22 protein-coding genes are annotated in these 21,576 nt (G+C 66.6%); 8 read left to right on the top strand and 14 right to left on the bottom strand.

Annotated elements, in window-relative coordinates:
* The first annotated feature begins 54 nt into the window (after positions 1 to 54).
* Positions 55 to 789 (top strand): hypothetical protein, encoded by a 735-nt coding sequence (locus ACQR1X_RS30445; RefSeq protein ID WP_316217714.1) that lies wholly within the window; start codon positions 55 to 57, stop codon positions 787 to 789.
* 121 nt (positions 790 to 910) lie between these two features.
* A complete protein-coding gene (locus ACQR1X_RS30440) occupies positions 911 to 1,957 on the top strand; it encodes an alpha/beta fold hydrolase (protein ID WP_434900205.1) in 1,047 nt (348 codons plus the stop codon).
* Positions 1,958 to 1,963: 6 nt separating this feature from the next.
* On the opposite strand, the gene ACQR1X_RS30435 is transcribed toward ACQR1X_RS30440, so the two are convergent.
* The 6 genes from ACQR1X_RS30435 to ACQR1X_RS30410 form a co-directional block, all read right to left on the bottom strand.
* Positions 1,964 to 2,587 carry a methyltransferase family protein gene (locus ACQR1X_RS30435; RefSeq protein ID WP_315752449.1) on the bottom strand — a complete coding sequence of 208 codons (624 nt, stop codon included), beginning with the start codon at positions 2,585 to 2,587 and terminating at the stop codon, positions 1,964 to 1,966.
* 41 nt (positions 2,588 to 2,628) lie between these two features.
* Complete coding sequence (locus ACQR1X_RS30430; RefSeq protein ID WP_434900204.1) at positions 2,629 to 3,654, bottom strand: NAD-dependent epimerase/dehydratase family protein; 1,026 nt, start codon at positions 3,652 to 3,654, stop codon at positions 2,629 to 2,631.
* Positions 3,654 to 4,205 (bottom strand): Mpo1-like protein, encoded by a 552-nt coding sequence (locus ACQR1X_RS30425; protein ID WP_315802142.1) that lies wholly within the window; start codon positions 4,203 to 4,205, stop codon positions 3,654 to 3,656. Before ACQR1X_RS30425 ends, ACQR1X_RS30430 begins: the two co-directional genes overlap by 1 nt.
* Positions 4,206 to 4,447: 242 nt before the next feature.
* Positions 4,448 to 5,119: an OmpA family protein gene (locus ACQR1X_RS30420; protein ID WP_434839301.1), complete on the bottom strand. Its 672-nt coding sequence runs from the start codon at positions 5,117 to 5,119 to the stop codon at positions 4,448 to 4,450.
* Complete coding sequence (locus ACQR1X_RS30415; protein WP_315802144.1) at positions 5,119 to 5,535, bottom strand: hypothetical protein; 417 nt, start codon at positions 5,533 to 5,535, stop codon at positions 5,119 to 5,121. The genes ACQR1X_RS30420 and ACQR1X_RS30415 overlap by 1 nt, the downstream gene beginning before the upstream one ends.
* A gap of 75 nt (positions 5,536 to 5,610) precedes the next feature.
* On the bottom strand, positions 5,611 to 8,193 hold the full coding sequence (locus ACQR1X_RS30410) for an ATP-dependent helicase (RefSeq protein ID WP_434880305.1): 2,583 nt from the start codon (positions 8,191 to 8,193) through the stop codon (positions 5,611 to 5,613).
* Between the two features lie 291 nt (positions 8,194 to 8,484).
* Between ACQR1X_RS30410 and ACQR1X_RS30405 the strand changes: the two genes are divergently transcribed.
* Positions 8,485 to 8,658, top strand: coding sequence for a DUF1328 domain-containing protein (locus ACQR1X_RS30405; RefSeq protein WP_315802178.1), 174 nt, complete (start codon positions 8,485 to 8,487; stop codon positions 8,656 to 8,658).
* An 83-nt stretch (positions 8,659 to 8,741) separates the two neighbouring features.
* Here ACQR1X_RS30405 and ACQR1X_RS30400 read toward each other — a convergent pair whose 3' ends face one another.
* Genes ACQR1X_RS30400 through ACQR1X_RS30385 form a run of 4 tightly spaced genes read right to left on the bottom strand, consistent with a single transcriptional unit; the run spans position 8,742 to position 11,804 of the window.
* A complete protein-coding gene (locus ACQR1X_RS30400; protein WP_315713402.1) occupies positions 8,742 to 9,386 on the bottom strand; it encodes a hypothetical protein in 645 nt (214 codons plus the stop codon).
* Entirely contained in the window at positions 9,383 to 10,141 is a 759-nt protein-coding gene (locus tag ACQR1X_RS30395; protein WP_434900203.1) for an OmpA family protein, read from the bottom strand. The genes ACQR1X_RS30400 and ACQR1X_RS30395 overlap by 4 nt, the downstream gene beginning before the upstream one ends.
* 1 nt (position 10,142) lies before the next feature.
* Positions 10,143 to 10,904: an MBL fold metallo-hydrolase gene (locus ACQR1X_RS30390; RefSeq protein ID WP_315802147.1), complete on the bottom strand. Its 762-nt coding sequence runs from the start codon at positions 10,902 to 10,904 to the stop codon at positions 10,143 to 10,145.
* Positions 10,905 to 10,964: 60 nt separating this feature from the next.
* Positions 10,965 to 11,804 (bottom strand): roadblock/LC7 domain-containing protein, encoded by an 840-nt coding sequence (locus ACQR1X_RS30385; RefSeq protein WP_434900202.1) that lies wholly within the window; start codon positions 11,802 to 11,804, stop codon positions 10,965 to 10,967.
* A 260-nt stretch (positions 11,805 to 12,064) separates the two neighbouring features.
* Between ACQR1X_RS30385 and ACQR1X_RS30380 the strand changes: the two genes are divergently transcribed.
* Both ACQR1X_RS30380 and ACQR1X_RS30375 read left to right on the top strand, forming a co-directional pair.
* Positions 12,065 to 13,564 carry an amidase gene (locus ACQR1X_RS30380; RefSeq protein WP_434880302.1) on the top strand — a complete coding sequence of 500 codons (1,500 nt, stop codon included), beginning with the start codon at positions 12,065 to 12,067 and terminating at the stop codon, positions 13,562 to 13,564.
* A gap of 282 nt (positions 13,565 to 13,846) precedes the next feature.
* Positions 13,847 to 15,064, top strand: a complete 1,218-nt coding sequence (locus ACQR1X_RS30375) for an alpha/beta hydrolase (protein ID WP_316181754.1) — start codon at positions 13,847 to 13,849, stop codon at positions 15,062 to 15,064.
* 37 nt (positions 15,065 to 15,101) lie between these two features.
* Here the strand turns inward: ACQR1X_RS30375 and ACQR1X_RS30370 are convergent, their stop codons facing one another.
* The gene (locus ACQR1X_RS30370) at positions 15,102 to 15,608 is read right to left on the bottom strand and encodes a thioesterase family protein (protein ID WP_316181756.1); all 507 of its coding nucleotides are present in this window, start codon (positions 15,606 to 15,608) and stop codon (positions 15,102 to 15,104) included.
* A gap of 72 nt (positions 15,609 to 15,680) precedes the next feature.
* On the opposite strand from ACQR1X_RS30370, the gene ACQR1X_RS30365 reads away from it, so the two are divergent.
* Complete coding sequence (locus ACQR1X_RS30365; protein ID WP_316217705.1) at positions 15,681 to 17,099, top strand: FAD-binding oxidoreductase; 1,419 nt, start codon at positions 15,681 to 15,683, stop codon at positions 17,097 to 17,099.
* Between the two features lie 176 nt (positions 17,100 to 17,275).
* Here ACQR1X_RS30365 and ACQR1X_RS30360 read toward each other — a convergent pair whose 3' ends face one another.
* The 3 genes from ACQR1X_RS30360 to ACQR1X_RS30350 all read right to left on the bottom strand — a co-directional run bounded on the left by ACQR1X_RS30360 (position 17,276) and on the right by ACQR1X_RS30350 (position 19,939).
* Positions 17,276 to 17,548: a GCG_CRPN prefix-to-repeats domain-containing protein gene (locus ACQR1X_RS30360; protein ID WP_315802153.1), complete on the bottom strand. Its 273-nt coding sequence runs from the start codon at positions 17,546 to 17,548 to the stop codon at positions 17,276 to 17,278.
* 267 nt (positions 17,549 to 17,815) lie between these two features.
* Entirely contained in the window at positions 17,816 to 18,046 is a 231-nt protein-coding gene (locus tag ACQR1X_RS30355; protein ID WP_434880299.1) for a hypothetical protein, read from the bottom strand.
* Positions 18,047 to 18,241: 195 nt separating this feature from the next.
* Positions 18,242 to 19,939, bottom strand: a complete 1,698-nt coding sequence (locus ACQR1X_RS30350; protein ID WP_434900201.1) for a SulP family inorganic anion transporter — start codon at positions 19,937 to 19,939, stop codon at positions 18,242 to 18,244.
* A gap of 253 nt (positions 19,940 to 20,192) precedes the next feature.
* On the opposite strand from ACQR1X_RS30350, the gene ACQR1X_RS30345 reads away from it, so the two are divergent.
* Complete coding sequence (locus tag ACQR1X_RS30345; protein ID WP_315802156.1) at positions 20,193 to 20,918, top strand: hypothetical protein; 726 nt, start codon at positions 20,193 to 20,195, stop codon at positions 20,916 to 20,918.
* Between the two features lies 1 nt (position 20,919).
* Positions 20,920 to 21,456 (top strand): hypothetical protein, encoded by a 537-nt coding sequence (locus tag ACQR1X_RS30340; RefSeq protein WP_434900200.1) that lies wholly within the window; start codon positions 20,920 to 20,922, stop codon positions 21,454 to 21,456.
* Positions 21,457 to 21,576 lie beyond the last annotated feature (120 nt).

Genomic DNA, 21,576 nt, shown 5'->3' with positions numbered 1-21,576 from the left:
AGCATCTTGGGTACGGTCGCGCCGTCTCGACATTTCCGCCGCGGAGAAGGACCGATGACGCCACGCGCCAGCACCGTTCGACCCACCTTCAAGCGCAGCCTGTCGGCGCGCTGCTTTGGCATGGTGGCCCTGGCCGTTGCGCTGGCTCTGCCGCTCGGCACCGGATCGGTCAGGGCGGCACCGAGCCCGGCGGCCGCAAGCACCGCCAGCACGACGCATGTCTATCTGCTGCGCGGCGTGCTCAACATCTTCTCGCTCGGGCTCGACGACATCGCCGCCAAGCTGGATTCGCAGGGCATTCCGAACACGGTCGCCAATTTCGTGTCGTGGTCGTCGCTTGCCGACGAGGCGGCGGCGGCCTACCGCGCCGGCCGGATCAAGACCATCATCCTGGTGGGGCATTCCTCGGGCGCGACCGCGCTGCCGGACATGATCAACAAGCTCGGCCAGCTCGGCGTGCCCGTGAAGCTCGCGATCGGTCTGGACTCGGTGTTCAAGACCAAGCTCGTCGGCGGCAACGCCGAGCGCTACATCAATTTCTACATCGCCAGCGGCGCCGGCGAGCCGGTCCGCCGCGACGACGGCTTCCGCGGCAAGCTCGAGAATGTCGACGTCCAATCGGTTCCCGGTGTTGGCCACGTCACGATCGAGAAGAACCAGATCATGCAGCAGAAGGTGATCGGTGCCATCGATGGCGTGGTGTTCGGCGGGCGGGGCCGCCCGGCGGCGGCGCCGCCGACCCGCATGGCCGCTCCGCAGCGCGCTGCGAACGTCGCCGGCTACCGGTAATCGACGACCGCGCCACTGGGCGCGCGCCCCAAAATGCTCCCATTCAGTGGCGACAAGCGGTATGGCAGGGGGGAGATGAGACCCTGCTCGATCTGAGCTTGTGAGCTTTCCGGGAGCGCGAATGACCAGCGTGGCGCGAATCGCGAGACGGTGGCTCGGCCCAGCCAAGGCGGCTGCCGGCAGGAGACGGCTTGCGATCCTCCTCGCCGCACCTTTCCTCGCCGGACTTGCGGCGCCGAGCATCTCGCAGGCCGCCCAGCCCGGCGCTGCTTCCGCCCCTGCGCCGACCAGATCCGCGAAGGCATCCCCGGCAGTAACCCCCGCGGCGATCCGCGCCGTACCCGCTGCGCCGCCCGAGATCAGCCAGCCGCTGCCGCCGCCGCGGGTGTACCTGTTCCGCGGCGCGCTCGGGCCGCTGTTCTCGACCGGGATGGATCGTCTGGCCGAAAAGATCGAGGCGGCCGGCTACCGGGCCAGTGTCTATGAATTCACGCTGTGCGACCTGATCGCGCTCCAGGTGGCCAAGAATTACCGCCAGGAGCCGGGCCCGATCGTGCTGATCGGCCATTCGATGGGCGGGCTGTGCAGCGTGCGCATCGCGATCACGCTGCAGGAGCAGAACATCCCGGTCGCCCTCGTCGTCACCGTCGATCCGGCGCATGCGACCAAGAGCGTGCCGTCCAACGTGCAGCGCTTCATCAACCTGTTCCTGTCCGACAACATTCTCGGCGGCGGCGACGTCAAGCCGGTGCCCGGCTTTCGCGGTCACTACGCCAGCTTCGACATGAAGGATCATGACGAGGTCACGCACATCAACATCGACAAGATGGAGGATGTGCACGCCCAGCTGGTCACCATGATCAGCCAGTTGTCGCAGACCTCGGCTACTGCCGACGCGGATCCGGTGCCGCTGCGATATCTGGTGCCGCCGACAGCCTCCGTGGAGCTGTGGGACAGCGGCACTGCTCTGGCGGTGCGGCCGGGCGAGACCCTGGACCAGATCGCCGCCAATTATCACGTGCCGCTCTGGGCGCTCCAGCAATCCAACCGTGGCCTCGCCACCCAGCCGTTGGTCCCGGGCCAGCGCGTCATCCTGCCGCGCCACCTGTTGCCGCAGGCGGCAAACCAGGCGCCGCAGCCGCCTTCGGCAGCCCAGGCCAGGCGCTGAGCGGCCTTAGCCCGGCGGCAGGAACGGAATGATCATCGGCACGCGCTGCCGGTAGGTGACGTAATCCGGCCCGAGCTCCTGAGCGAGGAAGACCTCTTCCATCTTCGCCTTCCAGGCCATCCCGAGCGAGATCAGGACGGCGCCGAGCACGGCGGTCACCGTGCCCACCGCGATGCCGGTGGCGATCATGCCGAGGATCAGCCCGGTATAGATCGGGTGACGGACCATGCCGTAGGGGCCGGTGTCGATGACCTTGTGGCCCTCCTTGTGGGTGATCGCGTTGGACCAGAAGCGGCCGAGATGGATGCGCGCCCACCAGGTGAAGGCGATGCCGGCCAGGGTCACGACGGTCAGCAGGTAGACGCCGGTCTCGCCGGGAGTCCAGAACGGCTTCTCGCCGAGCAAGCGCGAGGTCCACGGCGTGAACAGGATGCCGCCGAGCACGATCAGCGCGTGATAGCGGCTGGTCTTGATCACCGTCACATGCTTGCGGGTCTGCCCCGACCAGAATGAGGCGCCGACCCAGCTCGCGAGCCAGATCAGCCAGATGATGGCCAGCAGCGAGGTGGGCCAAGTGGTGGTCCATCCGCTGAACGCAAACGACGAGATGGGGCTGGCATCGCCGGACATGTCTTGGAACCGTTATGAGACCTGGGACCGGCTGCTCTTAGCTATTCGGCCGCGGTGCGAAAAGGGTGTTGTTTGCCGTCGAGCCGCTTTCCCGGCTCGGAACCGAGCAGGAAGGCGATGGTCTCGCGCAAGGTCGGCTCGATCGGGCGCGGGACGTAGCCGAGCTCGCGCTTGGCCCTGTCGATCGACAGATCCGAGGCCGCGCGGGCGATCCGCACCCCCTCGGCGGTGCCGGACGGGCAGCGCTTGGTGAGGTGATCGGAGACGAACTCCAGCATGCCCGCCGACAGCTCGGCCAGCCGGCCGGGCACGGCGACTGCGACATGCTTGCTGCCGCTGATCGCCGCCATGAGATCGAGGATGCGGCTGAGGCGCAGGCTCTCGCCGCCGAACACGTAGCGGCCACCGACCTTGCCGCGCTCCATCGCCAGGATCAGGCCGGCCGCGACGTCGCGGACGTCGACCAGGTTGACGATGAAGTCTAGATAGAGCTGGACCCGGCTGTCCAGGAAATGCCGCAGCATCTGCGACGGCGGTGTCAGATTGCTGTCATGCGGCCCGATCGGCATCGTCGGCGTGCCCACCACGACGGGGAAGCCCTCCGCGGCGGCTGTCATGGCGCGCGCCTCGGCCAGCGCCTTGGAGCGCGTATAGGCCCCGGGCATCGCCTCGGCCGGCGGTGCTGTTGGCGCCGATGCGGCACCGGTCGAGCGGGGATAGTCGAACAGGATGGATTCGGTCGAGCAGTGCAGGAACCGGCGCACCCGGCCGGCGCGTGCGGCCGCCAGCACCGTTTCCGTGCCGATGCAGTTGACGCGATAGAAGTCCTCGCGGTCAGGCATCCACATGCCGGGCAGTCCGGCGAGATGATAGACCTGATCGACGCCGGCGACCGCCTGCTTCACCAGGCCCGCATCGAGCACCGAGCCTTCGATGTACTCGACGTCAGCGATCATGTGGCTGGGGCAGCGAATATCGAGCACACGCACCTCGGCGCCCCGCGTCACGAGCGCAGAGACGAGGTGATGGCCGATGAAACCGCTGCCGCCGGTGACGAGGATCTTCATTAGGGACGCGAGTGCTGATCGCCTTGAAGCCGGTCCGATGCAAGCCGATCCGGCGACCAATTCGGCGCGATGAGGTCGGCCACCGAAGGCCGCAGACCCAACGCCATGTACAATTTCGCCATCACGAACATCGGACCGAGAAAGAGATGCGCCGGATGATCCAGCAAAGACGGATTGTTGCGTTCGAACACCTTGTGGCCCACGGCCTGCGAGACGAAGCCGAAGATGATGAGCGCGGCAAACAGCGCCCAGAAGGCGACACCATGGACGTGATCGGCGATCATCATGGCCGCAGCAAGGAACAGTACCGCGAAGGCCAGGATGCCGGCCCCGAGTGCGGCATCGAGCAGCAGCCAGTAGAGCAGGACGGGCAGCGCCAGCACGGCGCCGAGGCCGATCCGGATGCCGAACGCGTCGAAATGCCACAAGCTCAGCGGCAGCACGGCGCCCAGGAACAACAGGATGATCCCGAACACATGCATCAGGCCGTTGCGCGGATCGCGATGATATTCGACGTAGTCGACCATCTGGCGTCGGAACATGGCGTTCATGGCTGGCTCGCTCGTCAATGAGATCCACCGCCGCTCAATCGACGGCCGCAAAGAGGGGGCTATACCATCAAGCGGCTGCATCGACAAACCCGGCAATCGCGGCCCATCCGCATGGCCGCGCAACCCGACTTGAAAACCGGTTCCATTCGCGCCTGTCGGGAAGAGCGCATCGGTACCTGCTGAAACAACAGTCGCGCCCGCAGCGCTCCGGGTTCATGGCCTGCGCGCGGGTCCCAATTGCATCAATTGCGATGCTTGCGGGGGCCCTGCTTGCCGGGCGTCGTCGGAGCAGGGGGCGAAGGCGGCGCTGCGGCCTCTTCGACGGTTTTTGCGATCGGGATGATCTGGATCTGCTGATTGACGGCGGCGGTCGGCTTGGACGGGTCGAGCAACTGCTCCTCGCCAAGTCCGATCGATTGCAACCGCTTGACCGAGATCTTGAAGGTGTTTGCCAGGATGTCGCGGATCGCGTCGGCGCGGCGCTGGCTCAGGATGACGTTGGACTCGCGCTTGCCGTTGGCTTCGACATGGCCGACGATCAGGAACGTGTAGGGCAGCAGGTCGGAATACACCATCGCATCGGCGATCCGCCCGACGGTCTGGTAGGATTCCGGACGCACGATCGGCGTGTCCACGTCGAACTGGATGTCGACGTTGAAGGCCGGCAGATTCACCAGCTCCGGCGCGATCGGCGGGCGCTTCTGCGGCGGCGGCTCGTTGCGCCCGCGCGACCTGGAACGCTCCTGCGTCTGCTGCTTCAGCGCCGGAAGATCCAGCGCAGGCGCGGTTTCGAAGCGGCCGAGCTGGCGCACGATGTCCTCGCGACTCAGCTCCTGCGACCACGCGGGCGCGCTCGCGGCCACCAGCGAAGCAGCGATCAGCCCCGACAGCAGTGATCTCGCGGTCCGCCGCATCAGCGATACCCCGCTTCGCCCATCGCCTGCTGACACCGCGCGCTCACGCCATTGGCCGTCAACAGGCACGGGATCGATTTGCTCGTTTCCTTCGTGGAGCCGCCGCACAGCTTGACGATCTCGCGCTGGCAGGCATTGGCGACCGTGACCCGCGCCGCGATGCGCTTCTGGATCGCCTCGAACGCCTTGAAATAGGTCGCCTTGCACTGCGCGGAGACCACGTCCTGGTTGCGCGAGAGGCATTCCTTGAGGCGGTTGGAGTCGAGGTTGACGCCGCGGCAATTGGCGGTGATGTCTGCGCCGCAGCTCGAGGCGATCAGCCCCGCGGAATCGCCAAAGCTCATCGTCTGCGCCGCCGCCAGCGAGGGCACACACAGCGCGACCGCAACACTCAACAGAATGTATCCTCGGACCATGATTGCATCTCATACGATGCACGCTGCCATGGTCAAGGCCTAACCAAGGCGAAGTGCGGCGGCGTGGCCGCCGGGTCACGCCCGCTGCACGAAGCTGTCGACGACGTGTTTCTCGCCGGCCTTGTCGAACGCGATGGTCAGCTTGTTGCCGTCGATCTTGACGACGTGGCCATAGCCGAACTTCTGATGGAAGACGCGGTCGTCGAGGGCAAATTCCGACGTCGTGCCGGTGGATTTCGCCACCAGCTCGCCCTCGATGGTCATCGGTCCGCGCTTGCCGCGGCCGAAATTACCGCCGAAGCCGCTGCCGAACGGATCACGGCCCGAGAACGGCGACGGCTCTTCCTTGAAGCCGCTCTCCGACGAACCGCGTGCCGCGCCCGGCCGACGCGCCTGTGCGCGCTGCCAGCCCGGCGTGGAATAGCTCGATCCGAACGATTCGACGTTGTCGAAGCGCGACGGACCGTAGCCGCCAGCACCGCCCCAGCCCGAGCCGCCCTTCGATTCGGTGATCTCGACGCTCGCCGCGGGCAGCTCGTCGAGAAAGCGCGACGGAATGGTCGTGGTCCAGGTGCCGTGGATGCGGCGGTTGGTGGCGAAATAAATCTTGGCGCGACGCCGCGCGCGGGTCAGGCCGACATGGGCGAGGCGGCGCTCCTCTTCCAGCCCGGCGCGGCCCTGTTCGTCGAGCGTGCGCTGGCTCGGGAACAGGCCTTCCTCCCAGCCCGGCAGGAACACGTTGTCGAACTCCAGCCCCTTGGCCGAGTGCAACGTCATCAGCGACACCGCTTCCTCGTCGGCTGCGCCCTCGCGGTCCATCACCAGCGAGATGTGCTCGAGGAAGCCGTGCAGGTTCTCGAACTCCTCCATCGAGCGGACGAGCTCCTTGAGGTTGTCGAGGCGGCCGGCGGCATCGGCCGAGCGGTCCTTCTGCCACATCTCGGTGTAGCCGCTCTCGTCGAGCACGATCTCGGCGAGCTCGGTATGTGGCGTCACCTCGCGCTGGGCGCGCCAGCGCTCGAACTGCAGGATCAGCCCGCGCAGCGAGCCGCGTGCCTTCGGCTTCAGCTCGTCGGTCTCGACCACCGCGCGCGCCGCCTCGAACAGCGGGATGCGGCGCTTGCGGGCGTGGTCGTGCAGCATCTGCACGGTGGCATCGCCGAGCCCGCGCTTCGGCACGTTGACGATGCGCTCGAAGGCGAGATCGTCGGCCGGCGAGTTGATGACGCGCAGATAGGCCAGCGCATCGCGAATCTCGGCGCGCTCGTAGAAGCGCGGACCGCCGATGACGCGATAGGGCAGGCCGAGCGTGACGAAGCGGTCCTCGAACTCGCGCATCTGGTAGGACGCGCGCACCAGGATCGCGATGTCGTTGAGATGCTCGCCCTTGCGCTGCAGCTCCTCGATCTCCTCACCGATGCCGCGCGCTTCCTCTTCCGAATCCCAGGCGCCGGTGACGGTGACCTTCTCGCCCTCGACGTCCTCGGTGTGCAAGGTCTTGCCGAGCCGGCCTTCGTTGTGCGTGATCAGATGCGAGGCGGCGGCGAGGATGTGCCCCGTGGAGCGGTAGTTGCGCTCGAGGCGGATGACCTTGGCGCCGGGAAAGTCGTGCTCGAAGCGCAGGATGTTGTCGACCTCGGCGCCGCGCCAGCCATAGATCGACTGGTCGTCGTCGCCGACGCAGCAGATGTTCTTGAGGGCGGGGGCGGAGCTAGGCGCGGCAACACTTCTGTCGTCATCGCCGGGCCGACGCGCAGCGTCGAGACCCGGTGATCCATCTTCTTCCGAAGACGTGATGGATTGCCGGGTCGAGCCCGGCAATGACGAGCCGGAGGACGAGGGCGCCTGCGACAGCAGCCGCAGCCAGAGATATTGCGCCACGTTGGTGTCCTGATACTCGTCGACCAGGATGAACTTGAAGCGACTCTGATATTGCCTGAGCACGTCCGGGTTCTCGCGGAACAGCCGGATGCTCTCGAGCAGCAGGTCGCCGAAATCGGCGGCGTTGAGAATCTTCAGCCGCTCCTGATAGCTCGCATAGAGCTTGCCGCCCTTGCCGTTGGCGAACACCGCGGCCTCGCCCGAGGGCACCTGGGACGGCGCCAGGCCGCGATTCTTCCAGCCGTCGATCAGCCCGGCCAGCATGCGCGCCGGCCAGCGCTTGTCGTCGATGTTCTCGGCCTGCAGCAATTGCTTGAGCAGGCGGATCTGATCATCGACGTCGAGCACGGTGAAATTGGACTTGAGCTGCACCAGCTCGGCATGGCTGCGCAGGATGCGGCCCGAGATCGAGTGGAAGGTGCCGAGCCACGGCATGCCCTCGACCGCCTGTCCGAGCATCTCGGCCAGCCGCGTCTTCATCTCGCGCGCGGCCTTGTTGGTGAAGGTCACCGACAGAATCTCACTCGGCCTCGCGCGGCCCTGGCTCAGAATATGCGCGATGCGCGTGGTCAGCACGCGGGTCTTGCCGGTGCCCGCGCCGGCGAGCACCAGCACCGGGCCATCGAGCGTCTCGACCGCCTCGCGCTGCTCCGGATTGAGACCCGCCAGATAGCGCGCACCACCGGTCGCGGCGGCGCGGGCGCGCGCGGCAATGCCGCCGGCAACGGGCTGGTGGTCGGGCGCAGGAAAAGGGCTCACGCGGTTGGGCTCGGTCATCAGCGAATCAGTCTCGTCCCTCGGATGGCATCATATGACGGCATCACGAGGTCTGCAGGAAGGAGCCCTCATAGCAGGGATTGACGGCTATATGGGGCCGGCGGCGGCGTTTTACAGCCCTAAATCGGGGCAGACGGACGCCGCTCCAGCCTCGGTGGGCATTTGTTCCGGCAAATGGCGAATTTTTACCGGCCCGCGCGGCCGGAACCTTTGTTCCGAGCCACGATTGTCCTGGCAACGGCGCAAGCTCCGCGTCGCTTTGAACCGCAATCGAGAGACAGAGGTCGTGTCATGTTAGGCTGGGTTGTCACCTTCCTGGTTATCGCATTGATCGCCGGCATTCTCGGCTTCGGCGGCGTCGCCGGTGCCTCCATCGAGATCGCCAAGATCATCTTCTTCATCGCCGTCGTGCTGTTTCTGGTTTCGGCCGTCGTGGGCCTCGCCCGCGGCCGCAGCCGCGTGTAGTCGGCCTCATCCCTGACAATGAGGTCGGCGAAGGGCGCAGTGCCTCGCAAGAGGTGCGGCGCTCTTTGCGTTTTGAGGAGGTGTCAGGCCGGCGCCGTCAGCGCGACCTGCACCTTGGCGAGCGCCGGATCGAGCGCCACGGAGGCGAGGCGCGTATCGTTGGAGAGCGCGGTCAGAGTGAGCGTCTGGTCCTGCACGCGGAAGATCCGGCACAGCGTCGTCGCCTCGGAGGCGTCGCGCAGCATCACCGACAACGGCGCGATGTGGGTCTCGTCGGCGATCTTCTCCGCCACCAGCGCAAGTCGGGTCGCCGCCGCCGCAAGCTGCTCGGTGCGGTGGGCGGTCGTATTGGCCGCGAGCGGCAGGCCTTCTTCGTTGGTGAGCAGCACGGTCTGGAAGCGGCCGACCTCGGCGATGCGGTCGAGCAGCGGCACCAGCTCGCGGCGCCGGCCCGGCCGGCTCGCGAGCTGCGCGAGATCCAGCGAGATGCGCTCGCGCTCGACCAGCGGCGCCAGCACGTCCTCGATCGCGCTGCGCAGGCTGGTCTCCCGCTCAATGGCGTCGTGGCTGCTCTGCTCCTGCAACTGGTCGAGGCTGGCCGCCTGCATCTGCACCTGCCGCCGCAGCAGCTCGCGGGACAGCGCGCCCTGGCGGGCGCCGAACAGATAGCCCGAGGTCAGCAGCAGGATGGCGGCGCCGAGGCCGCTCACGATGGCATAGATCGTCATGGTCGCTTCGTCGCTGTGAGTTGACTGCAATCATCGACGCCCGCAATGCGCAGCACGGCCTTGCGGTCGCCCGCGACCGCCAGGGCATCGCCGCGCGCCTCGCCGGCGCCGGCGGCGCGCACCGACATCCGCTGCGCCGGGAGACCCTCGCGCTTCAATTGGGCCGCGATCTCCTTGGCGCGCGAATAGCTGAGCAGCACGTTCAGATCCTCGGTGCCGCTGGCGTCGGTATGGCCCTCGATGATGATGGTCGCATCGCCGTGGCGCGCGAGCGTGCGTTGCAGGATCGCCAGCGACCGCTTCATGTCGGCAGGGTTCGGTCGGGCGCTGCCGCGCTCGAAGCCGACCGCCAGCGGGGCGAAGCACTCGGCGGAAGGCTTCGCGGGGCTCTGGGGCTCAGGAATCGCTGCGGGAACGACGGGCGGAGCCGGTGGCGCGATTACGACGGGAGCGGGCGGCGTCGGCGGCGCCGCGACCGGTGCCGGGTCGACGATCCGCGCCTCCCGTCGCTTGGGCGCCGCGTCGGCAATGCGGTCGTCGCGCTGCGGCACGGCCATCACCGGCATTGCCGCCGTCGCGACCGGCGGCGTAGCGCTGCCTTGCTGCCAGAGCGCTGCCGACATGACGGCGATCAGGGTGCCGGCGACGGCGAAGGCCGCGGCGAGCCAGATCGGCGCCTCCTCGCCGGCCACGGTGCACGCATCGACGCGCATCGCGGGCGAGGGCGGAACGGAGTTCGGGGAGGGCGCCAGCATCTCAGCCCACGGGCACCTTGAACTTCGGCGTGATCAGGTCGATGCCGCATTCGAGCCCCGCGCACCAGGCGATGAACTGGCGCGACATTGCAGCATCCGGAAACAGCGCGCCGTGCTGTGGGGCGATGATCTCGATGTCGAGCGTGCTCACCATCTGCGCCCACGCCTTCATGACGCGGTTGGAGACCATGTAGCGGCGGTGAAAGCCTTCCATGAAGCGCGTATGCGCCTTGAAGTCGCGCACGACGGTGTAGTCGACGCCGATCGAAGCGCCGAGGTCGCCGCTGTAGAGGATCTTCGAGATCGGATCGTAGAGCTGGAAATTGCCCTCGCTGTGCAGGAAGTGCGCCGGCAGCGCATACAGCCTGCTGCCGGCGAGATCGAACACCATGCCTTCATCGGGGATCGGCTTCAGCCGGTCGGCGACGATGTGGTCGAAGCCGAAATGCGGCACGAAGCGGGTCCACAGCTCCGAGATGTAGGCGTCGGCGTCGGTCGTCATCAGCCAGCCGTTGATCGCCGCGACGATGTCGGGATCCTGGTGCGACAGGAACAGATATTTCAGCCGCCCGCCCGCGAGCTCGCTGAAGGTCTCGCTGAGCACTCTGGAATAGACCTTGTGGCCGCCCGGATCGAGCAGCATGCCGATGCGGTCGTGGATGATCAGATGCTGGTTCGCCTGCACCGCGAGGTCGCCGGCGCCGAAATCCTCCAGCAGGATGTTCTTGTGAACGCCGTCGTCATAGAGGACGGTATTGGCCATGAAATGACTCCCCGCCGGCGCCGCGCGATCGCCGCGCGCCGGCTCATTGACGACGATGCGCTACAGCACCTTCTGCAGCGACCGGACGGCTTCGCGCATGTCGAAGAAGGTTAAGCCCAGCTTGCTGTTCTCGTTGGTGAGCGCGAGCAGCAGCGCGCCGCGGCCGGCGCTGACCAGCACGGCGTAGCCGGACTCGCCGCGGATGATGACCTCCTGCAGATGGCTGCGGCCGAGCTCCATGGCGGCGCGGCCGCCCAGCGACAGCAAGGTCGCGGTCATGCCGGCGACCCGCGTCTCCTCCATGTCGGCCGCGAGCACGCTCGCGATCATCAGCCCGTCCTCCGAGATCAGCGCGCAGGCCTCGACCCCGAACGAGTCGCTCTGCAGCTTGCGCAGGACGCGGTTGATTTCATCGAGTCGTGACATCGGCTTCTCCTCGACGGCGCGCGGGGCAAACTTGGAATGAAACTGACTTTGAGCCATGGCGGGGTCCTGGTCATCATCTTGAGCTGTTGAAACGGAAACGGCGGGAATGTCGATCTGTGCAGTAACGGCGGAGGGATACAGCGGGTCATCCGGGACCAGCGTCGTCGTCTGTTCCGGACTGCCGTCCGGTGTCGTCAGCGCGCGCGTCTCGATCGTATCAACCGCGTCGTCGAGCGCGCGCTGCTCGGCCTTGATGCGTGATCGCGAGACCGGCGGATCCATCGCCTGCAACTGGGTCACCAGCGCCTGGCGGGCCGACTGGTAGACTTCGGCTCGGCGTTCGGGGGATGAGTCCGGCAGGTTCTCCATCGCGCGCGACAGCAGGATGAAGTAGTCGGCGGTGGTCACGGGCAGGGCCGCCGCATCCTCATGCGGACCGTGCGCTCGGCTCAGCAGGCTTGCGAGGCGTCCCATCGCTCTCTCGTCAACTCTACGCAACTAACGATGCGTAAGGTTAGGTCGGCACAAGAGACGCGACGAATGATCTGAATCAAATTAACTAAAATCGGGACCAAGCTGCGCAATCCGGCCCTCGAGTCGACCGGGGTTGATCATCATGTCGCCATGATCGCCCCGATGGGGCCGCATTGACGCCGCGTTCGGCGCAACTGCGCCTCGGTTGCAGCCAGAATCAGCTACGATCACGGCAACGAATGCGGTGCGGGGAGGGCGGCGTGAACTTCGGGGACTATGTGCAGCGAGATGCAACGGCGCTTGCCGCCGCGGTGAAGGGCGGCGAGACCCATGCGGCGGAGCTGCTGCAGCTCGCGCTGGTACAGAACGAGCGGGCCCAGCCGCGGACCAACGCCGTCTGCAGGCTGATGGAGGGCGAGGCCCGTGCGCAGCTTGCCAAGCTCGCCACCGGCCCGCTCACCGGCGTACCGTTCCTGATCAAGGATTGTGCCCAGGACTATGCGGGCCTGCCGACGGCCTATGGCAGCAAGGCGCTGTCCGGCTTCGCCGCCGCCGAGCATGCCTCGGTCGTCAGGCGGTATCTCGAAGCCGGCCTCGTGATTTTCGGCAAGACCAACCTGCCGGAGCTCGCGCTGAAGGGCGTCAGCGACTCCCGCGCTTTCGGCCGCGTCGGCAACCCCTGGAATCCCGCGCATACGCCGGGTGGCTCCAGCGGCGGCGCTGCAGCGGCGGTCGCCTCGGGCGTCGTGCCGATGGCCGCCGGCAATGATGGCGGCGGCTCGATCCGCATTCCTGCCGCCTGCTGCGGCCTGTTCGGGCTGAAGCCGTCGCGCGGCCTGATCTCGTCGGGCCCGGGCTTCGGTGAGTATTGGTTCGGCGCCTCGAGCGAGGGCGTGCTGTCGCGCAGCGTTCGCGACACCGCGCTCGCGCTCGACGTCATCGCGGGCAGCGAGCCCGGCGATCCCTTTCTCACCGCCGAGCCCGGCGTGGTCTATGCCAATGCGGTCGCCCGCGATCCCGGCCGCCTGCGCATCGGCTACACGGCGGCGTCGCCGATCGGGACCGAGGTGCATGCCGAGGCGAAGCTTGCGGTCGACAACGCCGTGAAGCTGCTGCGGGGCCTCGGTCACGAGGTCGAGGAGGCCACCCCCGACATCGACGGCGCCGCGCTCGCGACCTCGTTCCTGCACATCTATTTCGGCCAGGTCGCGGCGCTGGTCGCCGACGCGCGCGGCAAGGGCGCCAGGCGCGAGGAGTTCGAGCTGCTGACGCGGGTGCTGTCGACGCTGGGCGGCGCGATCTCGGCCGGCGCGCTGACGACGCAGCTGCTCAAATGGAACGAGTTCGCTCGCGCGCTCGCGCGCTTCCATGCGCGCTACGACCTGCTGCTGACACCGACGCTCGCACACCCTCCGATCCGGCACGGCGAGGGCGATCCGAGCACGGCCGAACAGACCCTGCTCGACATGCTCGACCGCATCGGCCTGCTCGGGCTGCTGACGCGCTGGGGCCTGCTCGACGGCATGATCGACAAGATCGCCCGCGACAGCCTGCAATATGTCCCGTTCACGCAGCTCGCCAATCTGACGGGAACGCCGGCGATGAGCGTGCCGCTGCACTGGACCGCCGACGGCCTGCCGCTCGGCGTGCAGTTCACAGGCCGGCTCGGCGACGAGACGAGACTGTTGCAGCTCGCCCGCCAGCTCGAGCAGGCGCAGCCCTGGTTCGCGCGCTTGCCCGACTGGGTGATGCAGGGCTGACCAGACGAGATGGGCCGGTTTGCGCAGCGCGGTCGTGCGTCGCAAGACGCCGTGCGCATCCATCGCGATTGCGTGCGCGCTGTTTGTGGTGTTCTATCTGAGGTGGAGCGCGGTTGCGGAAGCCGCGCCGGTTCGGCGACGTTGTTCAGACGGCGACGTTGTTCGGATCCGGCCCATCGCGCGTGACTGCCGTGGTGCGGAAGCCATTTCGCGCCGCTTCCGACGATCCGCTCGTCCGGTGCCGTGCCATGCTTGCTGGCGATATTCTCAGAGGGCGGGATCATGAACGTCACGGTCTATTTCGCGACCAACAGGCAACCGATCACGGCTGAAGGCACGAATCAGATTACCGGGTTCAGCTCCGAGCTCGGTCCCGTCAACGGCTTGAACATCAGGTATGGCCGGGCCGAGATCGCCGTCGATCTGCAGGCATCGAGCTATGGCCTGGTGCCTGGATCGCTTCATGTCGAGGACGAGCAACTGATCTTTCCGCAAGGCTCCCGAGCCGTCCTCGGCAGCAATACGATCTTCGGCGCCCTGCGTACCGACATGCTGGCGAAGGCGCGGCCGACGATCGCGTTCATTCACGGCTTCAGCAACAGCTTCGTCGACTCGATCGAACGCGCCGGGTGGATATCGGCGTTCTACGGGATCGACGCCAACATGTTCGTGTTCAGTTGGCCGTCGGTGGCCTCGCCGGTCGGCGTGCCGCTGCCCTTTGTGGACTACCAGCACGATCGCAAGACGGCGGCGGCATCCGGCCCGGCCGTGGCACGCACGCTGCGGCGTCTCTATGATTTCGTCGACGGGCTGCCGGAGAGCGAGCGCTGCAACCAGAGCATTCATCTCATCTGTCACAGCATGGGCGTCTATGTCCTGCGCGGCGCGCTGCAGGCCTTGATGCAGATGCCGGATCCCGCGGCCGGCGCGGCCATGGCTGGCAGCGTGCCGGCGATGGTGCGGATGGACGGCACGCAGCCGGCGCTGACCGGACTGCGCAGGACGTTCGACAAGATCGTGCTCGCGGCAGCCGACGAGGACGCGGATGCGTTCGACGACCCGGCGAAGCTGAAATATCTGCCGCGCACCGCGAGCAGCGTCACGGTCTATCACTCGACCAAGGATTGGGTGCTGAACACGCTGAGCGCGGGCACGAAATTCAACGGTCCGCGGCTCGGCAATGACGGCCCCGACAACATGGGCAGCATCAGCGACAAGGTCACCGCGGTGGATTGCTCTGACGTCACGTCGTTCGCGCAGGACCCGCAGGAGCACCAGTATTATCGCATCTTTCCGGTCGTCCGTGACGACATCGTCCAGGTCCTGAGCGGCGTGCCGCAGAACCAGGTCGGCAACCGCGATCCGGCCGGGTCGGGGCGCTACCGCATCCGGCCGCAGGCCCGCTTGGCGGTCAGGGCCACCAGTCCCAAGCCGCGCGCCGCGAAGGCGCGCGTCGCCAAGTCAGGTGCTGCGAAGAAGAGGGCGGCCGGCGGGAGCTGAGCGCGGGACGCCGGCGCGCCCGCATGGCCCGCTGGTCCTACTTGCGCGGCATGCCGATGGCGCGGCCGAGCCCGTCGGGCTGCGGCAGCGCGGCATGCGCCTGCAGCACGCGGGCGATGTTGGCCTGGATGTCCGGCGGAAACGGCGCGACCTTGCGCTTGGTCATGTCGATGTGCACCGACATGTTCTCCGAGGTCGCCGAGACCCAGCCTTCCTCGGCATGGCGCAGCTCCTCGAAGGTGTGCAGCCGCTTCTCGTCGGCCGCGATCAGCCAGACCGCGACCTGGACGGGATCGCCGAGATGGATCTCGCGCAGATAGCGCACGTGGCATTCGGCGGTGAAGGTCGAGCCCTGGCGCTCCTTCATATAGGCGGGGCCGATACCGAGCTCGGCCCAGATCTGGTCGATCGCGCGGTCGAACATCACGTTGTAGTAGGCCATGTTGAGATGGCCGTTGTAGTCGATCCATTGCGGCTCGATCTGCATGACCTGTGACAGGAACGGCCCGGCCTCTTGCGTCGTGGGCACTGCATTATCGCTCATCGGCTCTTCCGTTTGCTCCCTTGACCCCTGATGCGTCCTTTGCCACGGTCCGCCCAACTTTCGGAGGAAGCAGTGGCGACGACGATCCCCCATCACGATTTGAAGCGGCCCGCGCCGGAGGCGCTGAAAAGCGCGCTCGACGCGCTCGCAGCCCGCTTCGGCAACCGGCTCATCACCTCGCAGGCCGTGCGCGAGCAGCATGGCCATACCACGACCTGGCTGCCGACGCAGCCGCCGGATGGCGTGGTGCTGGCGCAGGAGACCGCCGACATCCAGGACGTCGTCCGCATCTGCGCCCCCCGAGGCGTGCCGATCATTCCGTTCGGCACCGGCACCTCGCTGGAGGGCCAGGTCAACGCCCCCGCGGGCGGCATCTGCATCGACATGCGCGACATGAACAAGGTGCTGGAGGTGCATGCCGAGGACCTCGACTGCGTGATCCAGCCCGGCATCACCCGCAAGACCCTCAACGAATATCTGCGCGACCAGGGCCTGTTCTTCCCGATCGATCCCGGTGCCGACGCTTCGCTCGGCGGCATGGCCTCGACCCGGGCCTCCGGCACCAATGCGGTGCGCTACGGTACCATCCGCGAGAACGTGCTGGCGCTGAAGGTGGTGCGCGGCGACGGCGAGATCATCAAGACCGGCACCCGTGCCAAGAAGTCCGCGGCCGGCTACGATTTGACGCACCTGTTCATCGGCGCCGAGGGCACGCTCGGCATCATCTGCGAGATGACGATCCGTCTGCGCGGCATTCCCGAGACCATCGCGGCGGCGTCGTGCTCGTTCGAGACGGTGCGCGGCGCCTGCCAGGCGACGATCCTCGCGATTCAGACCGGCATTCCGATGGCGCGCATCGAGCTGCTCAATGCGGCGCAGGTGAAGGCCTGCAACGCCTATTCCAAGCTGACCCTGCCGGAGACGCCGCTGCTGCTCCTCGAATTTCATGGCAGTGAGGCCGAGGTCGCCGAGCAGTCGAAGAACTTTGCCGAGATCGCCAGGGAGTGCGGCGGCGGCGACTTCGCCTGGACCACCAAGCCGGAGGACCGCACCAAGCTGTGGCAGGCGCGTCACGACGCCTATTGGTCGGTGAAGGCGATCCGGCCCGGCGTCGGCGTGGTCGCGACCGATGTCTGCGTGCCGATCTCGCGGCTGGCGGACTGCGTCACCGAGACCGAGGAGGATCTCGCGCGTCTGCGGCTGACCTCGCCGATCGTCGGCCATGTCGGCGACGGCAACTTCCACTGCTCCTTGATGTGCGACGTCGACGATGCCGACGAGATGGCGCGCGGCGACGAGTTCATGCACCGCCTGGTCGAGCGCGCCCAGGCCATGGACGGCACCTGCACCGGCGAGCACGGCATCGGCCAGGGCAAGCAGAAATACCTCAAGTCCGAGCTCGGCGAGGAAGCGCTGGACGCGATGCGCGCGGTGAAGGCCGCGCTCGATCCGCACAACATCTTCAACCCCGGCAAGATCATCCCGGCCTGAAGCCGCATCAGGCCTCAACTCTCTCCTCGATCACGCTGCGCTCCCTCTCCCCGTTCTTACGGGGAGAGGGAGCGCACTGTCGGCGCGGCGACAGCTACGAGATCACTTCTTCAGCAGAGCATTACATAAAAACGCCGCCGCGTTCGACACGCGGCGGCGCTTTGTTTCCGTGCAGATCAACGACAGACGCGGCGCGGCCCCCACGGGGTCGGCCGGACCCAGCAGGTGCGCGGGCCGAAGCCGCCATAACCATAGGGGCGATAGACGCGCGGGGCGGGCCGGCAACGGCCCCAACGGTCGGGGAACCAGCCGGGACCGCAGCCGCCGGCGACGCGCTCGACATTGCCGTCCGGAGCAGCCGGCTGGGCCGGCAGCGTGAAGGCCTGCGCGGCCGACGCGCCCAGCATGACGGTCGCGGCGAGCAGGGCGGAGGTGAACAGATTGCGCATTGCAGTGCGGTCCTCTCGTTGGTTTCGAAGCAGTGCAGTCCTTAGACGTCCTCGGACAGGATTTGGTTTCGCAATTTTTTCGACGCCGCGAAACCTCTTCCTAGTACCATAGAGACCTCCACGACACCGATCGCGCGATGCAGCTCTGCTGATCATGGAGCGCATCGCTACGGCATCGTCGCCATCTTAGGATATTCTAGCAGACATTCGCTGCAAGGAACATGAACGACGAGCGACGTCTGCCGCCGGCTTTCGTCGCAGCCGGCATCATTTGCCGCCAGGCTGCGCCTTCGCGTCCTTCAGCGCCGCCTTGCAGCCGTCGGAGAGCTTATCGAACTTCTCGATCATGCATTGCTTGATGCGGCCGCCGCCCGGCATGATTCCCGTACAAAGCGTGCGCACGTCGTCGCCGCACGCCTGGCGCATCGCGCTCCTGTCCTGAGCCTGGGCGGCAGCGCTGAAGATGACTATCAACAGCAGCGGAAACAGCTTGTGCATGATCGATGATTCCTCTCTTGCCGCGGCCGACGCGCCGGGCCTTGTGAGGCTGCTGTCTCGCCGATCAATTTAGCAGGCATATGTCGAGCGTCGCCGCAACGTGTAACGGTTTGTATCACGAGGTCACCGCGCGCAAGCGTGCGCTTGGTCCCGGAGACGTCGTTCGACCACGGCGGTGCTCGTGCCGCCATTCCCTCAAGCGTGCATATCCGAGGCACTGCCGCGCAGCTTCTGCAGCGCGTGATCGACGCTGTGGAACACGCGCTCCCGCGGCAGCACGTCGTACAGGCCGAACCGTTCGAAGGCCGCCTGGGCCCGCAGCGACTCCAGCCGCGCCACCGCGAACACGATGCCGGTCTCGTTGCAGATATGGATCATGTCGCGCAGGGTCTGCGCGGCGGTGAAATCGATCTCGACGATGGCACTGGCCTCGAACACCACCAGCCGCGGCTTGCGGCTGCGCAGCAGGCGCTGCATGTCGGCGCGGAACGTCGCCGCATTGAGGAAGCTGAGCGGAGCCTGGAAGCCGACCACGGCAATGTCGGACAGCTCCTCGCCTCTGATCTGCGGATGCGCCGGCCACCAGATCGTCGTGTCCGGCACGCGTTCGAAGGCGATGAGGTGGGCGCGCGTCGTGCTCCAGATGCCGTGCAGCAGCGACAGCGCGATGCCGATCGCGACGCCCTGCTCGATCGGCAGCGCGATGATCGCCACCGCGGTGGCGAGGATGAGCAGGAACTCGCCCTTCGACGCACGATAGACGCTGGTGATCTGCGCGACGCGGATGATGCGCAAGGCCACGAACAGCAGCACGCCGCCGAGCGCCGCCTCCGGCACATTCGCAAGCAGCCGGGCGCCGAACAGCACGAGCAGCAGGACGATCGCGGCGGCGAGCAGGCCCGCGACCTGCGACCGGCCGCCGGTCTCGACCACGATGCCGGTGCGCGGCGGGCTGGCATTGACGGGGAAGGCGCCGAACAATCCGGCCAGCAGGCTGCCGGCGCCGGCGCCGAGGAAGTCGCGGTCGACGTCGGCCGGCCGGTCGGGATCGGAGGGGAACGAGCGCGTCGTCGCCGAGGTCTGCACCATCACCACGACGGCGATCAGGAAGGCGAGGGGGACCAGCTTCGCCCATTGTTCCGGTCCGATCAGCGGCACGGACGGCATCGGCACCGTGCCGGCGATCTCGCCGATGACGGGCACGCCACCGCCCTGCAGCCCGGCCGACATCACGAACAGGGTCGCGGCCGTCAGCGCGATCAGCGCGCCGGGTATGCGGGCGCTGATCCGCTCGCAGACCGTGATGGTCGCGAGCACGCCGAAGCCGATGAGCATCGTGTACGCGTTGGACTTGCCGAGCTCGCCCGCGAGGGTCGCGATCCGCGCCAGCGTCGGCCCGCTCGGTGACGGCAGTCCGAGCACGCCCGGCAATTGTGAGACGATGATATGCACGGCAATGCCGGCGAGGAAGCCCACGGTGATCGGCACCGACAGCAGGTTGGCGATGCCGCCGAGCTTGAAGCCGCCGGCCAGCACCAGCATGACCCCGACCAGCAGCGCCAGCGCCGCGGCCAGGCTGCCGTATTCGGGCGTGCCGCCGGCCGCAAGCAGCGCCAGGCCGCCGGCGAAGATCGGCGTGATCGTGGAATCGGCGCCGCAGGACAGGAAGCGGTTGGCGCCGAACAGCGCAAACCCGAGCGAGCCCGCCATGAACGCGAAGAATCCGATCTCGGGCGCGAAGCCGCCGAGCTTGGCGGTCGCCATCTGCTCGGGGATCGCGATCGCCGCCAGCGTCAGTCCGGCGGCGAGATCGGCGGGCAGGGCGCTCAACCGGTAGGATTGCAGGGAGCGGAGCAGCGTCCATGGACGCCCGGCCGCAGTCTGGTCTGTCATGAGTTTCTACGTCTCCGGACGTCGCTGCAGGCGGCAGAGCCACAGCCCGATCATCCTCGATGGCACGGCTGGATCGGGCAGCGCAACAGCGCAGGTGCAATTGCCCGCACGGCAGGACGGACTTGCAAGAACGTTGGAGTTGGCATCATTATTCTCTAATTCGGATTGGTTTGGATACTCGATTTGAGGCCCCCGAGGTCTCCATTGCCTGCAGCCTGCGAGACGGGGCTTCGTCTCACGACGGGATACGCCATTGTACAAGGTCGTCTTCCACCGGCTGATCTGGTTTCCGTATCGCCCCGAGCATGCGCTGGTGGGGCCGCTGCTGATGGCGCTGCTGTTCTTGGTGGCCGCAACCGGAGCAATCAAGGCCATCGATATTTTCACCTCGCTCGGCACGCAGGCCGCGGGGCACGAAGCGCGCATCACGGTCGTCGTCTTACTCCTGTGCCTGGTCGTATGCATCAACGCCGCAAGAGCGGACTACATCTCGGTCGTCGCGGCGATCATTCCCTGCCTCGTCACGGTCTTGGTGGTCACTGTGCTGAGCTTGCTCGGAACCTGGCCCAGATCGGACATGAACGCCGCGCTGATGCAGGCCAGCGTATCAGCATTCGCCGCCCTGTCGCTGATCGGCCGGCTCGTGCAGTCGGGCGGACCGGATCTCGGAAAAATCGGGGTGCTCTGGCGACGGGCAAAGGCCCATGTCCGCCGTCTCAAGGATACGGACGTCCAAAAGACGGATTTCAAGGTGAAGCGGGCGGAGCTGGTCGAAGACGTGGAGTCGCTCGCCAAGGAGCTGAAGGAGGCCGCCTCGCAGCTTGTCGAGCCGGGGTTGCCCAGGGGGGTGGAAAAGAAGCTCCGATCCTTCATTGCCTACAGCAAGATGGCCAGCCATGCCGACTTCATGGCGGCTGCGACGCAAGGTCAGGAGTCGCTCGTCGAAACTCTGACGGTGTTGAATCAGGGGCTTAGATAAGATGCGCGAAGTCATTCCTCTCTATTTCGCCACGCTCGACGGCGAGCAGCCATGTGCCTGGTCCCCCTTCGGCGTTCCGATGCGGCAGATGCAGGATTGCACGAAGGAGATCGTGCAGTCGAAGTACTCCAATTTGAAGCATTTCAGCGTCTCCATCTTGTGCGAGAAGCACGAAGCCATCCCGGACGAAGCGCTGTCGCAGACCATCGGGTGTCTGATCGACGCAAAATACCTGAAGCCGGAGAACAGGCGCTACATCGACGGCCAGTTCGTCGAGTTCAGCAACCGCCTGGACAGGGAGAAAATCGCGATATTGGGATTCGAGATCTACATCGTGGCCTCCGACCAGGAGCCGGAATGCGATCTCGATCGTGCCATGGAGTTCAAGGACAGGCTGATCCTGGCAGGCTTCGATCCTGACCGGCTCAGGGTCGATGTCGTCAGCGACCAGGCTTGCCTGACCAAGATATCCAAGCTGCGTCTCGTCAACATCAGGCATATGCAGAAAGCGATCAGTCTGCCGATGTTGAAGCCCTAGGAGGTCGTCGAGAATGGCAGCCAAGGACATCAAATTCGCCGGTGAAGCCCGCGACCGCATGCTGCGCGGCGTGGACATTCTCGCCAATGCCGTGAAGGTCACGCTCGGTCCGAAGGGCCG

Origin of the sequence: Bradyrhizobium sp. HKCCYLRH3073 (genome assembly GCF_051167995.1) — a bacterium.
Classification (GTDB): domain Bacteria; phylum Pseudomonadota; class Alphaproteobacteria; order Rhizobiales; family Xanthobacteraceae; genus Bradyrhizobium.
This window is presented reverse-complemented; position numbering and strand designations above follow the sequence as displayed.